Genomic DNA, 13974 nt, shown 5'->3' on the forward strand with positions numbered 1-13974 from the left:
GTTAAGGACCCTGGCTGTGAACCTGATCATCCTCCTCCTCCCGCTCGTGGCGATCTTCCTGCTGTTCCGTTCGCAGAAGAAGCGCCAGTCGCAGCAGCAGTCCATGCAGCAGGCTCTTGAGCCGGGCGCGGGCGTGCGGACCATCGGCGGCCTCTACGCGCTGGTGAAGTCGGTCAACGAGGAGACCGTCGAGCTGGAGATCGCGCCGGGTGTGGTCACCCACTTCACCAAGGGCGCCGTCGCGGCCGTGCTGGACCCGCTGGAGTACGACGCGATCATCAACGGCCGCCCGGCCGAGGACGACGCCGAGGAGCTCGTCGAGTCCGCGGCCGACGCCGACGAGCCGGCCGTCGAGGACAGGCCGCTCAGCCTGGACAAGGACAAGTCGGGCAACGGCAGCGCCGACGGTGAGGCCCCCGAGAGCAAGTAGTACGGTCGGGCGTGCCCGATCGAGCGGCAGCCCGCCGCTAGCCAACAGGACCTCACGGCCGTCCCGCGCCGGTGTCCCCCGTCCCGCCACAAGCCGGACCGGGGCGGCCGCGCCCGCGGCGGCATGGACAGGGAGAAACGAGCAAGGTGGCAACACCAAAGTCGCGTCCGCGCGACGGTTACCCGGGACGGGCGCTGGCCCTCATCCTGGTGGCGACCGTCGGACTGGTCGCCCTCATGTTCGGGACGGGTCACAAGACCCCTCGTCTCGGAATCGACCTCGCCGGTGGCACCAGCATCACGCTGACCGCTACGTCGAAGGATCCCGCCGCGATCAACAAGTCCGCCATGGACATCGCGGTCGGCATCATTCAGCAGCGCGTCAACGGCATGGGTGTCTCCGAGGCGGAGGTGCAGACCCAGGGCGACAAGAACATCATCGTCAACATCCCGGACGGTGGTGACCAGCAGACCGCGATCAAGCAGGTCGGCGACACCGCGAAGCTCTACTTCCGCCCCGTGCTGACCTACGCGCCCAGCGGCCAGCCGGTCGCCGACCCCTCGGCCTCGCCGAGCGCCTCGGCCACCGGCAGCGCCTCGCCGAGCCCGGCCCCGAGCGGCTCGGCCACCGGTGCCGCCGCCACCAAGCCGAGCACCAGCGCCAGTGCCTCGGCCAGCGCCAGCAAGGCCGGCCGCGCCGTCAGCGGCGCCCTGCAGGCCGACCCGACCGCGTCGGGCGCCGCCTCGCCGGCCGCGGCCGCCTCCCCGAGCGCGCCGGTCGACCCGGGCACCGCCCCGGCTCCGGCCGCCGACCCGGCCATCGCGGCGCTGCAGGCGCAGTTCACCGCGCTGGACTGCTCGGACCCCAAGCAGCGCAAGGACCTCCAGACCGACCCGACCAAGCCGACCGTCGCCTGCTCGCTCAAGCAGGAGGACACCGGCGTCAAGGGTCAGCAGAGCTGGAACAAGTTCATCCTCGGCCCGGTCGCGCTGAACGGCGGCGACGTGGCCAAGGCCTCCGCGGGCTTCGACACCCAGCAGGCGGCCGGCTGGCAGGTCCAGCTGTCCTTCACCGACGCCGGCTCGAAGGCCTTCGCCGCCGTCACCGGGCAGCTCGCCACCCAGCAGTCCCCGGCGAACCAGTTCGCCATCGTGCTGGACGGCCAGGTGGTCTCGCACCCCTACGTCAGCCAGTCGATCACCGGCGGCAACGCGGTCATCTCCGGCAACTTCGGCCAGGAGGAGGCCAAGGGCCTCGCCAACGTGCTGAGCTTCGGCGCCCTGCCGCTCGACTTCACCAAGAGCGACGTCACCACGGTCTCCCCGCAGCTCGGCGGTGAGCAGCTGAAGGCCGGCCTGATCGCCGGTCTGATCGGCATGGTCCTGGTGGTCATCTACTCGCTGGTCTACTACCGCGGCCTCGGCCTGGTCTCGATCGGTGGTCTGCTGGTCTCCGCCGCGCTCACCTACGCGATCATGTCGCTGCTCGGCGCCACCATCGGCTTCGCGCTCAACCTGCCGGCGGTCTGCGGTGCGATCGTCGCGATCGGTATCACCGCGGACTCCTTCATCGTCTACTTCGAGCGGATCCGCGACGAGGTCCGCGACGGCGCCCCGCTGCGCCCGGCCGTGCAGCGCGCCTGGCCGCGGGCCCGGCGCACCATCCTGGTCTCGGACTTCGTGTCCTTCCTGTGTGCCGCCGTGCTGTACCTGGTGTCGGTCGGCAAGGTCCAGGGCTTCGCCTTCACCCTGGGTCTGACCACCCTGCTCGACGTCGTGGTGATCTTCCTGTTCACCAAGCCGCTGATCACCCTGCTGGCCCGCACCAAGTTCTTCTCCAGCGGCCACAAGTGGTCCGGCCTGGACCCGAAGCGGCTGGGCGCGCGCCCGCCGATCCGGAGCAGCCGCCGCCGTGGCTCCGCTACCAGCGCCCCCAAGGAGGCCTGACGCCATGTCGCGCTTCGGCAACATCGGCCACCGCCTCTACCAGGGCGAGATCAGCTTCGATTTCGTCGGCCGCCGCAAGCTCTGGTACTCGATCTCCGGCGTGATCGTCCTGGTCGCGGCCATCGGCCTGGCCATGGGCCTGCACCTGGGCATCGAGTTCAAGGGCGGCTCGGTCTACACCGTCAACAAGCCCGGTCTGTCGGTCTCGCAGGCCCAGGACGTCGCCAACAAGATCACCCACGACTCGACCGCCCTGGTGCAGTCGACCGACAAGGGCGACATCCGGATCCAGGTCAGCTCCGCCTCCCAGGTGGACGCCACCACCTTCACCGAGCAGCTCTCCAAGGAGCTGTCGATCCCGGCCAACGAGGTCAACGCCCAGGTGATCGGCCCCAGCTGGGGCCACGAGATCTCCCAGAAGGCGCTGCTCGGCCTGGTGATCTTCATGGTGCTGGTCACCATCTACCTGGCCGTCGCCTTCGAGTGGCGAATGGCGGTGGCGGCCCTGGTCGCCCTGGTCCACGACCTCCTGATCACCATCGGGGTGTACGCCCTGGTGGGCTTCGAGGTCACCCCGGGCACCGTGATCGGCTTCCTCACCATCCTCGGTTACTCGCTCTACGACACCGTCGTCGTCTTCGACACGGTGAAGGAGAACACCAAGGGCATCACCAAGCAGAACAAGCGCACCTACAGCGAGGCCGCCAACCTCGGCCTCAACCAGACCCTGGTGCGGTCGATCAACACCACCGTGGTCGCGCTGCTCCCGGTCGCCGCGCTGCTGTTCATCGGCGGCGGCATCCTCGGTGCCGGCACCCTGAACGACATCTCGCTGGCCCTGTTCATCGGTCTCGCGGCCGGTGCGTACTCCTCCATCTGCGTCGCCACCCCGCTGCTCGCGCAGCTCAAGGAGCTGACGCCGGAGATGAAGGACCTGGCCAAGCGGGTCGCCGCCCGCCGTGCCGCGGACGCCAAGGCGGCCGACGAGCAGGCGGCCGAGCCGGCCGCCGACGGGAGCGGCGAGGACGGCTCCGAGCCGGCGGCGGGTATGGTTGGTCAGCGCAACCAGCCGGTGGGCCGGGCCCGCGGCAAGGGCCGCCCCTCCGGCAAGCACTGAGCCCGTACTCCGTAAGGACCCCCGTGACCTCCCCTGACCCCGTCCTGGCCGAGCTGCTCAACAGCCGGATCCGGGACGTACCGGACTACCCGAAGCCCGGCGTGCTGTTCAAGGACATCGCGCCGCTGCTGGCCGACGCCGAGGCCTTCGCGGCCCTCACCCAGGCGCTGGCCGACCGGGCGAAGGCGCTCGGTGCGACCAAGGTGGTCGGTCTGGAGGCGCGGGGGTTCGTGCTGGCCGCCCCGGCGGCCTTCGCGGCCGGTCTCGGCTTCGTGCCGATCCGCAAGGCGGGCAAGCTGCCCGGCGAGGTCTTCCGGAAGTCCTACGACCTGGAGTACGGCTCGGCCACCCTCGAGGTGCAGTGCGACGCCTTCGCCCCGGGCGAGAAGGTCCTGGTGGTGGACGACGTGCTGGCCACCGGTGGCACCATCGGTGCCTCGGTGGACCTGGTCCGCCAGGCCGGCGTGCAGCTGGTGGGCGTGGTGGTGCTGATGGAGCTGGGCTTCCTGCCCGGCCGGGAGCGGCTGCTGCCGCACCTCGGCGGCGCTCCGCTGGAGACGCTGGTCACGGTCTGAATCCTGCTTCCGAGGGGGCGCACGGCGAGAGCCGTGCGCCCCCCTCGGGCATTCCCGGCCGGGCGGCGGAACGCCCGGCCTGCACTCTCGGTACCATGAAGGTTCACCCCTGCCCACTTGTGCGAGGGGCAGGCCCCGCGCCCCCGAGGAGTGTCCTTGCCCGACGAGGTTGTGCCCACGGCTGACCAGACCCGGCCCGCGCCCTCCGGTACGGCCCCGGTCCGCCCCGGGCCGCCCGCCGCGCCCCGGCCGTCCTCCGGCGGTATGCGCGCCCGCCTGGCCCGCCTCGGCGGCCAGCGCAGCTCCACGGTCAACCCGGTGCTGGAGCCGCTGTTCCGCACCATCCGGGCGCAGGACCCGAAGGCCGACCCGGCGCTGCTCAAGGACATCGAGAACGCCTACGCGGTCGCCGAGAAGTGGCACCGCGGCCAGAAGCGCAAGAGCGGCGACCCGTACATCACCCACCCGCTGGCCGTCGCCACCATCCTGGCCGAGCTGGGCATGGACGCCCCGACCCTGATGGCCGGGCTGCTGCACGACACCGTCGAGGACACCGACTACGGCCTGGAGACGCTGCGCCGCGACTTCGGCGACTCGGTCGCCCTGCTGGTCGACGGCGTCACCAAGCTGGACCGGGTGAAGTTCGGCGAGGCCGCGCAGGCCGAGACCGTCCGCAAGATGGTCGTCGCGATGGCCAAGGACCCGCGGGTCCTGGTGATCAAGCTGGCCGACCGGCTGCACAACATGCGCACCATGCGGTACCTCAAGCGGGAGAAGCAGGAGAAGAAGGCCCGCGAGACGCTGGAGATCTACGCCCCGCTGGCGCACCGGCTGGGGATGAACACCATCAAGTGGGAGCTGGAGGACCTCGCCTTCGCGATCCTCTACCCCAAGATGTACGACGAGATCGTCCGCCTGGTGGCCGAGCGCGCGCCCAAGCGCGACGAGTACTTGGCGACCGTGATCGACCAGGTCCAGGGCGACCTGCGCGGCGCCCGGATCACCGCCTCGGTGACCGGTCGGCCGAAGCACTACTACTCGGTCTACCAGAAGATGATCGTGCGCGGCCGCGACTTCGCGGAGATCTACGACCTGGTGGGCATCCGGGTCCTGGTCGACACCGTCCGCGACTGCTACGCGGCGCTGGGCACGATCCACGCGCGATGGAATCCGGTCCCCGGCCGGTTCAAGGACTACATCGCGATGCCCAAGTTCAACATGTACCAGTCGCTGCACACCACGGTGATCGGCCCCGGCGGCAAGCCGGTCGAGCTGCAGATCCGCACCTTCGACATGCACCGCCGGGCCGAGTACGGCATCGCGGCGCACTGGAAGTACAAGCAGCGCGCGGTGGCCGGCACCTCCAAGGTCCGCACCGACACCCCCCGCCAGGAGCGCAAGCAGGACAAGGCCGACGCCGTCAACGAGATGGCCTGGCTGCGCCAGCTGCTGGACTGGCAGAAGGAGACCGAGGACCCGAGCGAGTTCCTGGAGTCGCTGCGCTTCGACCTCTCCAACAACGAGGTCTTCGTCTTCACGCCCAAGGGCGACGTGATAGCGCTGCCGGCCAGCTCCACCCCGGTGGACTTCGCCTTCGCGGTGCACACCGAGGTCGGCTACCGCTGCATAGGGGCGCGGGTCAACGGCCGGCTGGTGCCGCTGGAATCCACCCTGGAGAACGGCGACACCGTCGAGGTCTTCACCTCCAAGGCGGAGAACGCCGGCCCGTCCCGGGACTGGCTGACCTTCGTCAAGTCCCCGCGGGCCCGGAACAAGATCCGTGCCTGGTTCTCCAAGGAGCGCCGCGAGGAGGCGATCGAGCAGGGCAAGGAGGCGATCGCCCGGGCGATGCGCAAGCAGGGCCTGCCGATCCAGCGCATCCTGACCGGCGACTCACTGGTCACCCTGGCGCACGAGATGCGCTACCCCGACATCTCCTCGCTGTACGCGGCGATCGGCGAGGGCCACGTCACGGCCCAGTCCATCGTGCAGAAGCTGATGCAGGCGCTCGGCGGCGAGGAGGGCGCGGTCGAGGACCTGGCCGAGACGGCCACCCCGACCCACCAGAGCCGGGCCGTGCGCCGCCGGGCCAAGGGCGACCCGGGCGTGATCGTCAAGGGTGTCGAGGACGTCTGGGTCAAGCTCTCGCGCTGCTGCACGCCGGTACCGGGCGACCCGATCGTCGGGTTCATCACCCGGGGCAACGGGGTCTCGGTGCACCGCGCGGACTGCGTCAACGTGGAGTCCCTGACCCAGCAGCCGGAGCGGATGATCGAGGTCGAGTGGGCCGCGACCCAGTCCTCGGTCTTCCTGGTGGCCATCCAGGTGGAGGCGCTGGACCGCTCCCGGCTGCTCTCGGACGTCACCCGGGTGCTCTCGGACCAGCACGTCAACATCCTCTCGGCGGCGGTGCAGACCTCCCGGGACCGGGTGGCGATGAGCCGCTTCACCTTCGAGATGGGTGACCCCAAGCACCTCGGGCACGTGCTGAAGGCCGTCCGCGGGGTCGAGGGCGTCTACGACGTCTACCGGGTGACCTCGGCCCGGAAGTAGGCCGCCGGCCCGGTGGGCCCCGCCGGCTGCGGATGCGGGGCCCGCGCGGGCGGCACAGAATGTCACCGTCCGATGCGGTGCTGATGTGTCGACTCGCGGAGGCCGCCATGGGTGGCAGGCAGATGGTCGTGGCGGTGCTGGTGGGAGCCGGGCTGACGGCGGCCGCCGGCGGGTGCGCGAGCGGCGGGAGCGGCTCCGGATCCGGCGGCTCCGCGCCGGCCACCGCGGCCCCTTCCGGATCCGCCCCGGCAGGTGCCAGCGCCGCGCCGGCCTCCCCGAACGGCGTCGAGACGCTCGAACCGCGCGAGATCGTCGAGCGCTCGGCGCAGGCGCTCAAGGACGGCCGCAGCGTACGGGTCACCGGCGAGGTGGACTCGGCCGGCGAGGGGATCACCATCGACCTGGCGATGGACGCGGACGCCAACTGCGCCGGCACCATGAGCATGGCCGGGCAGGGCGGCTTCCGGCTGGTGAAGGTCGGCCAGCAGCTGTGGATCAAGCCCGACGCGGCGTTCCTGGACGCGAACGCCGGCCCGGCGATCGCCCAGCTGATCGGTGACAAGTACCTCAGGACCACGGTCGACAACGCCGACTTCGCGGAGGTCGGCTCGCTCTGCGACCTGAACGCGATCATCGACCTGGTCGGCACCAGGAACGGACCGCTCAGCGCGGGCACCCGGACCACGGTGGAGGGCGCCCAGGTGATCTCGGTGATCACCACCCAGGACGGCCTGCCGGGCACGCTCTACGTGTCGGTGGAGGGCCGCCCGTACCCCGTCCGGCTGGAGAAGGTCGCCGGGGAGGAGTCCGGGCGGCTGGACTTCAAGGACTTCGGCGCCCAGGTGGCGGCCACCCCGCCCGCGCCGAACCAGACCCTGGACCTGGACGAGCTGCAGCGCGAGTCCGGCGCCACCGGGCCGACCACCACGGTCTGAGCTCGGCCCGGGCGGGCCCGGACGTGCGAGGGCCCCCTCGGCTCGGCACCGAGGGGGCCCTCGCGGCGTGGCGCGGGGATCAGCCGCTGAACTCCTGGAGGCTCTTCAGCGCCTGGTCCAGCAGGGCCTGACGGCCCGCCAGCTCGGCCTCCAGCTTGGCGACCCGGCTCGCGTTGCCGGCCGCCCGGGCCTTGTCCAGGTCGGCCTGGAGCTTGTCCACGGCCTGCTGGAGCAGCCCGGTCATGCCGGCCGCACGGGCCTTGGCCTCCGGGTTGGAGCGCTGCCACTCGGCGTCCTCCGCCTCGCGGATCGCCCGCTCGACGGTGTTCAGCCGGGCGTCCAGCTTCGGCCGGGCGTCGCGCGGCACGTGGCCGATGGCCTCCCAGCGCTCGTTGATGTCGCGCAGCGCGGCCTTGGCGGCCTTGAGGTCGGTGATCGGCAGGATCGCCTCGGCCTCGACCAGCAGGGCCTCCTTGAGCTGCTGGTTCTCACCCTGCTCGGCGTCGCGCTCGCTGAAGGTCGCGGAGCGGGCCTGGAAGAAGACGTCCTGCGCGCCCCGGAAGCGGGCCCACAGCTCCTCCTCCGCGTCGCGCTGGGCGCGGCCGGCGGCCTTCCACTGGGTCATCAGGTCGCGGTACGCGGCGGCGGTCGCGCCCCACTCGGTGGAGCCGGACAGCGCCTCCGCCTCGGCGACCAGCTTCTCCTTCACCGCGCGCGCCTGGTCCCGCTCCACGTCCAGCGCGGCGAAGTGCGCCTTGCGGTGCTTGGAGAAGACCGAGCGGGCGTGCGAGAACCGGTGCCACAGCTCGTCGTCGCTCTTGCGGTCCAGCCGCGGCAGCGCCTTCCAGCTGTCCACCAGGGCCCGCAGCCGGTCGCCGGCCTCGCGCCACTGGGTGGACTCGGCCAGCTGCTCGGCCTCGGCGACCAGGGCCTCCTTGGCGGCGCGGGTCTCGTCCTGGGCCTTGGCCCGGGCGGCCCGGCGCTCGGTCTGCCGGGTCTCGATCTCACCGGCCAGCGTGTCGAGCCGCTTGGCCAGCGCGTCCAGGTCCCCCACCGCGTGCGCCTCGACCACCTGTGCGCGCAGGTGGTCGAGGGCCACCTGCGCCTCCTTCGCGGCCAGGTCGGTCTTGCGGACGCGGTGCTCCAGCAGGCCGATCTCGGCCTCCAGGCCCTGGTACTTCCGCTCGAAGTAGGCGAGGGCCTCCTCCGGGGAACCGGCCTGCCAGGAGCCGACGGCGCGTTCGCCGTCCGCGGTCCTGACGTACACGGTCCCCTGCTCGTCGACACGGCCCCACGGGTCGCTGCTCACAGCGCCTCCTCCACATGACGCCGCGGGCCCGCGGGTGCGGGGCGCGTGCGTCGTCCACAGTTGATGTGCGGCGGACCGATGCAGGTCCGCCGTCCGAGCCGTCCGTTGTTGCGCCGAGGGTGACGGCCGACGGTCAGGGCACCCTATACAACAGCAACATAGGCGACCAGCGCCGGTGCTGTCCGCATCCCCGCCCGGGTGATTTCCGGCGGCGCCGCGTCCCCTTTCGTGGTACGCGGCGCCCGACCGGCTCCCGGCGGGTCAGCCCTTGGCCACGGCCACCTTGTCGAGGACGACGTCGGCCACCGGGGCGCCGTCGCCGCCACCGCCCTGGACACCGCCGGCCGCGATGTTCTGGAGGACCTCCAGGCCGCCGGTGATCTTGCCGAACGGGGTGTAGTTCGGCGGCAGCTGGGTGTCCTTGTAGACCAGGAAGAACTGGCTGCCGTTGGTGCCCGGGCCGGCGTTGGCCATCGCCAGGGTGCCGGCCGGGTAGGTGGCGCCGGTCAGGTTCTCGTCCGGGAACTGGTAGCCCGGGCCGCCGGAGCCGGTGCCGGTCGGGTCGCCGCACTGCAGGACGTAGATGCCCTCGGTGGTCAGGCGGTGGCACTTGACGTGGTCGAAGTACTGCTCACCGGCCAGGAAGGCGAAGGAGTTCACCGTGTGCGGCGCCTTGGCGGCGTCCAGCGAGACGGTGACCGGGCCGCAGCTGGTGGTCAGGGTCGCCGTGTAGGCGGCCTTGGCGTCCAGCGTCATGGCCGGCTCGGTCTTCCACTGCTTGCCGTTGGGCTGGCCCGCGGCCGGCGGGTTGCAGCCCTTGACCTGGGTCACCGGGGCGGTCGGGGCCGCCTGCGGGGTCTTCGCCTTGCCGTCGGAGTCGAAGACCCCGCCGGCCCAGGCACCGCCGGCGGCGACCACCACGACCGCGAGCGCGGCGCCGATGATCGCTCTGCGCTGCTTGCTGCGCTTGTGGGCCTCGGCCCGACGCGCTGCCTGACGCTCGTACTTCTCGCGGGCGAGCTGCCGCCGTCGCTGTTCGTTGCTGCTGGCCACCGGCCGGGTCTCCTACGTGTGCGCTGGACGTCTGGGAAAGTGTCGATGCGGATCATCGCACCCGTCGGCGGCCAAGTGTAAGGACCCTGTGCGTAAGTTCGAGGTCAAGCGGGCCCGGCGGCGGGCCGCGGGCGGCCCGGCCGGGCGCGCGGCGGCGCCCGGCAACCGGTTCGCCCGCGGCGGTGTCCCGCCGGTAGGCTCTGGTGTGACCAGGCGGTGACTCCAGCGGACCCGCCCCCCGATCGTGGAGGACTCGCGTTGTTCGTCGCCGGATTTCCCGCCGGGGCCTGGGGCACCAACTGCTACCTGGTCGCGCCGGCCGCCGGCGAGGAGTGCGTGATCGTCGACCCGGGCCACGAGGCCACCGAGGGCGTCGAGGAGCTGATCCGCGAGCACCGGCTGAAGCCGGTCGCGGTGGTCCTCACCCACGGCCACATCGACCACATCGCCTCCGTGGTGCCGGTCTGCGGCGCGCGCGGCGTGCCCGCCTGGATCCACCCCGAGGACCGCTACATGATGGCCGACCCGGAGCGCGCGCTCGGCCGCTCGCTCGGGCAGCAGCTGATGGGCAGCCTGACGGTCGGCGAGCCGGACGACGTCCGCGAGCTCACCGACGGCAGCGTGCTGGAGCTGGCCGGCCTGCGGCTCACCGTCGACCACGCGCCGGGCCATACCAAGGGGTCGGTGACCTTCAGGACGCCTTCGAGCGACGACATCCCCCCGGTGTTGTTCTCCGGTGACCTGCTCTTCGCCGGCTCCATCGGGCGTACGGACCTCCCGGGCGGGGACAGCGAGGCGATTCTGCGCTCGCTGGCCCGGGTCTGCCTGCCCCTCGACGACGCCACCGTGGTCCTCTCCGGCCACGGCTCCCAGACCACCATCGGCCGTGAGCGCGCCACCAACCCCTACCTCAAGCAGGCGGCGGGAGCGCTCGACGCTCCGGCCTTCCCGCGACGAGGAATGTGACGGAAGAGAAGTTGACCACCTTCACCGCCCCCAAGGGCACCTACGACCTGCTGCCGACGACGAACTCCGCGGCCTACCTGGCGATCCGCGAGCAACTCTCCGCGCCGCTGCGCCGGGCCGGCTACGGCTACATCGAGACGCCGGTCTTCGAGGATCTGGGGCTGTTCTCCCGAGGCGTCGGCGAGTCGACCGACATCGTCACCAAGGAGATGTTCACCCTCACCAAGCGCGGCAGCGAGGACCTCGCGCTGCGCCCCGAGGGCACCGCCTCGGTGGTCCGCGCCACCCTCCAGGCCAACCTGCACAAGCTGGGCAACCTGCCGGTCAAGCTCTGGTACTCGGGCAACTTCTACCGCTACGAGCGCCCGCAGGCCGGCCGCTACCGGCAGTTCTCCCAGGTCGGCGCCGAGGCGCTGGGCGCCGAGGACCCGGCGCTGGACGCCGAGATCATCATCCTGGGCGACGACGCCTTCCGCGCGCTCGGCCTGCGCAACTACTCGCTGCTGATCAACAGCCTCGGCGACGCGCAGTGCCGCCCGGTCTACCGGGCCGCCCTGGTGGAATTCCTGGCCGGTCTCGACCTGGACGAGGACACCCGCCGCCGGGCCGCGATCAACCCGCTGCGGGTGCTCGACGACAAGCGCGAGTCCGTACAGGCGCAGCTGACCGACGCGCCGATGCTGCGCGACTTCCTCTGCGAGGACTGCAAGGCGTACGACGAGAAGGTCCGCGAGCTGCTCACCGCGGCCGGCGTCGCCTTCGTGGACGACCCCAAGCTGGTCCGCGGCCTGGACTACTACACCCGCACCACCTTCGAGTTCGTGCACAACGGCCTCGCCGCCCAGTCCGCGATCGGCGGCGGCGGCCGCTACGACGGCCTGTCCGAGATGCTCGGCGGCCCGGCGCTGCCCTCGGTCGGCTGGGGCCTCGGCGTGGACCGCACCTTCCTGGCGATGGAGGCCGAGGGCATCGTCCTCGACCTGCCGGCCGCCACCGAGGTGTACGCCGTGGCGCTCGGCGAGGAGGCCAAGAACGTCCTGTTCGCCAAGGTGGTGGAGCTGCGCCGGGCGGGTGTGGCGACCGACCTGGCGTTCGGCGTGAAGAGCATCAAGAACGCCATGAAGTCCGCCAACCGCTCGGGCGCCCGCTTCGCGCTGATCGCCGGCGACCGGGACCTCGCCGAAGGCGTCGTCCAGCTCAAGGACATGACCACCGGCGAGCAGACGCCCGTCGCCCTCGAAGCACTCGTCACCACCCTGAAGGAGAAGCAGCTGTGATCCGCACGCACGACGCGGGCACGCTCCGCGCGGAGCACGCCGGCACCACCGTCATCCTGGCCGGCTGGGTCGCCCGCCGCCGTGACCACGGCGGAGTCGCGTTCATCGACCTCCGCGACGCCTCCGGCACCGTGCAGATCGTGGCCCGCGACCTGGAGGCGATCGGCAGCCTGCGCGCCGAGTACTGCGTCAAGGTCACCGGCGAGGTCCGGGTCCGCCCGGAGGGCAACGAGAACCCCGACATCGCGACCGGCGCGATCGAGGTCGTGGTGAACGAGCTGGAGGTGCTCTCCGAGGCCGCCCCGGTGCCGTTCCCGGTCGCCGAGTACGAGCCCGGCACGGTCAACGAGGAGGTGCGCCTGCGCTACCGCTACCTGGACCTCCGCCGTGAGGGCCCGGCCCGCGCGCTGCGCCTGCGCTCCAAGGTCAACCACATCATCCGCACGGTGATGGAGGAGAACGACTACCTCGACATCGAGACGCCGTACCTCACCCGCTCCACCCCCGAGGGCGCCCGCGACTTCCTCGTCCCGGTCCGCCTGCAGCCCGGCCACTGGTACGCGCTGCCGCAGTCGCCCCAGCTGTTCAAGCAGCTGCTGATGGTGGCCGGCATGGAGCGCTACTACCAGATCGCCCGCTGCTTCCGCGACGAGGACTTCCGCGCCGACCGGCAGCCGGAGTTCACCCAGCTGGACATCGAGGCCTCCTTCGTCGACCAGGAGGACATCCTGGCCCTCGGCGAGAAGGTCGTCGGGGCGATCTGGCGCCAGGTGCACGGGTACGAGATCCCCAACCCGCTGCCCCGGATGACCTACGCGGACGCCATGAACCGCTACGGCTCCGACAAGCCGGACGTCCGCTTCGGCCAGGAGCTCACCGACCTGACCGAGTACTTCCAGGGCACCGAGTTCCGGGTCTTCCAGGCCCCGTACGTGGGTGCGGTCGTGATGCCCGGCGGCGCCTCCCAGCCGCGCAAGCAGCTGGACGCCTGGCAGGACTGGGCCAAGGCGCGCGGCGCCCGGGGCCTGGCGTACGTGCTGGTGGACGCCGAGACCGGCGAGCTGCGCGGCCCGGTCGCCAAGAACCTCTCCGAGGAGCACCTGGCCGGCCTGGCCGCCGCGGCCGGCGCCAAGCCGGGCGACGCGGTGTTCTTCGCCGCCGGCAAGAAGACCGCCTCGCAGGAGCTGCTCGGCGCGGCCCGCCTGGAGATCGGCCGCCGCTGCGACCTGATCGACGAGTCGCAGTGGGCCTTCCTCTGGGTGGTCGACTTCCCGATGTTCGAGCCGATCGAGGACGACAAGGGCCAGTTCCAGGGCTGGCACGCGGTGCACCACCCGTTCACCGCGCCCACCGCGGAGTCGCTGGCCACCTTCGACACCGACCCGGGCAGCGCCCTGTCCAACGCCTACGACCTGGTGCTGAACGGCTCCGAGCTGGGCGGCGGCTCGATCCGTATCCACCAGCGCGAGGTGCAGAAGCGGGCCTTCGACGCGATCGGCCTGTCGGAGGAGGAGGCGCAGTCGCAGTTCGGCTTCCTGCTCGACGCCTTCAACTACGGCCCGCCGCCGCACGGCGGGGTCGCCTTCGGCCTGGACCGTATCGTCACCCTGCTCGGCGGGTACGACACCATCCGGGACGTCATCGCCTTCCCGAAGACCAGCACCGGCGGTGACCCGCTCACCGGTGCGCCGACCCCGATCACCCCGGCCCAGCGCCGGGAGGCCGGTGTGGACGCCAAGCCCAAGGGCGCGGACAAGCCGGCGGCCACCGCCGCCGAGTCCGAGGTCAAGGCCTGACACCTGGTCAGTAACGC

The 13974-nt window shown here is 71.5% G+C and carries 10 protein-coding genes and 1 pseudogene; 9 read left to right on the plus strand and 2 right to left on the minus strand.

Features of this window, described 5'->3' with window-relative positions; genetic code table 11:
- Positions 1-16 precede the first annotated feature (16 nt).
- The 6 genes and pseudogenes from yajC (at position 17) to AB0K43_RS13915 (ending at position 7556) form a co-directional block, all read left to right on the plus strand.
- Positions 17-430 (plus strand): preprotein translocase subunit YajC, encoded by a 414-nt coding sequence (yajC, locus tag AB0K43_RS13890; RefSeq protein ID WP_363639206.1) that lies wholly within the window; start codon positions 17-19, stop codon positions 428-430.
- Positions 431-576: 146 nt separating this feature from the next.
- Complete coding sequence (gene secD, locus AB0K43_RS13895; protein WP_363639208.1) at positions 577-2376, plus strand: protein translocase subunit SecD; 1800 nt, start codon at positions 577-579, stop codon at positions 2374-2376.
- A 4-nt stretch (positions 2377-2380) separates the two neighbouring features.
- Positions 2381-3493 carry a protein translocase subunit SecF gene (gene secF, locus AB0K43_RS13900; RefSeq protein ID WP_363639210.1) on the plus strand — a complete coding sequence of 371 codons (1113 nt, stop codon included), beginning with the start codon at positions 2381-2383 and terminating at the stop codon, positions 3491-3493.
- Between the two features lie 23 nt (positions 3494-3516).
- A complete protein-coding gene (locus tag AB0K43_RS13905; protein WP_363639211.1) occupies positions 3517-4068 on the plus strand; it encodes an adenine phosphoribosyltransferase in 552 nt (183 codons plus the stop codon).
- A gap of 252 nt (positions 4069-4320) precedes the next feature.
- Positions 4321-6621, plus strand: a pseudogene (locus tag AB0K43_RS13910) (bifunctional (p)ppGpp synthetase/guanosine-3',5'-bis(diphosphate) 3'-pyrophosphohydrolase); the annotation flags it as partial.
- A 107-nt stretch (positions 6622-6728) separates the two neighbouring features.
- A complete protein-coding gene (locus AB0K43_RS13915; RefSeq protein WP_363639212.1) occupies positions 6729-7556 on the plus strand; it encodes a hypothetical protein in 828 nt (275 codons plus the stop codon).
- Positions 7557-7635: 79 nt separating this feature from the next.
- Here the strand turns inward: AB0K43_RS13915 and AB0K43_RS13920 are convergent, their stop codons facing one another.
- Together AB0K43_RS13920 and AB0K43_RS13925 are read right to left on the minus strand one after the other, a co-directional pair.
- Positions 7636-8865 carry a DUF349 domain-containing protein gene (locus AB0K43_RS13920; protein ID WP_363639214.1) on the minus strand — a complete coding sequence of 410 codons (1230 nt, stop codon included), beginning with the start codon at positions 8863-8865 and terminating at the stop codon, positions 7636-7638.
- A gap of 261 nt (positions 8866-9126) precedes the next feature.
- Positions 9127-9918, minus strand: coding sequence for a peptidylprolyl isomerase (locus AB0K43_RS13925; protein WP_363639216.1), 792 nt, complete (start codon positions 9916-9918; stop codon positions 9127-9129).
- Between the two features lie 258 nt (positions 9919-10176).
- On the opposite strand from AB0K43_RS13925, the gene AB0K43_RS13930 reads away from it, so the two are divergent.
- From AB0K43_RS13930 to aspS, 3 genes are read left to right on the plus strand one after another with little or no spacing between them, the layout of a single operon-like run.
- A complete protein-coding gene (locus AB0K43_RS13930) occupies positions 10177-10884 on the plus strand; it encodes an MBL fold metallo-hydrolase (RefSeq protein WP_363639218.1) in 708 nt (235 codons plus the stop codon).
- Between the two features lie 11 nt (positions 10885-10895).
- On the plus strand, positions 10896-12161 hold the full coding sequence (gene hisS / locus AB0K43_RS13935) for a histidine--tRNA ligase (protein ID WP_363639220.1): 1266 nt from the start codon (positions 10896-10898) through the stop codon (positions 12159-12161).
- On the plus strand, positions 12158-13957 hold the full coding sequence (gene aspS, locus AB0K43_RS13940) for an aspartate--tRNA ligase (RefSeq protein WP_363639222.1): 1800 nt from the start codon (positions 12158-12160) through the stop codon (positions 13955-13957). Before hisS ends, aspS begins: the two co-directional genes overlap by 4 nt.
- The last annotated feature ends 17 nt before the right edge of the window (positions 13958-13974 follow it).

The sequence above is a fragment of the Kitasatospora sp. NPDC049258 genome (assembly GCF_040678895.1).
Taxonomy (GTDB): Bacteria; Actinomycetota; Actinomycetes; order Streptomycetales; family Streptomycetaceae; genus Kitasatospora.

Coding starts and splice junctions, on each gene's coding strand:
- AB0K43_RS13915 (WP_363639212.1), top strand. CDS start 6,729: ATGGGTGGCAGGCAGATGGTCGTGGCGGTGCTGGTGGGAGCCGGGCTG.
- secF (WP_363639210.1), top strand. CDS start 2,381: ATGTCGCGCTTCGGCAACATCGGCCACCGCCTCTACCAGGGCGAGATC.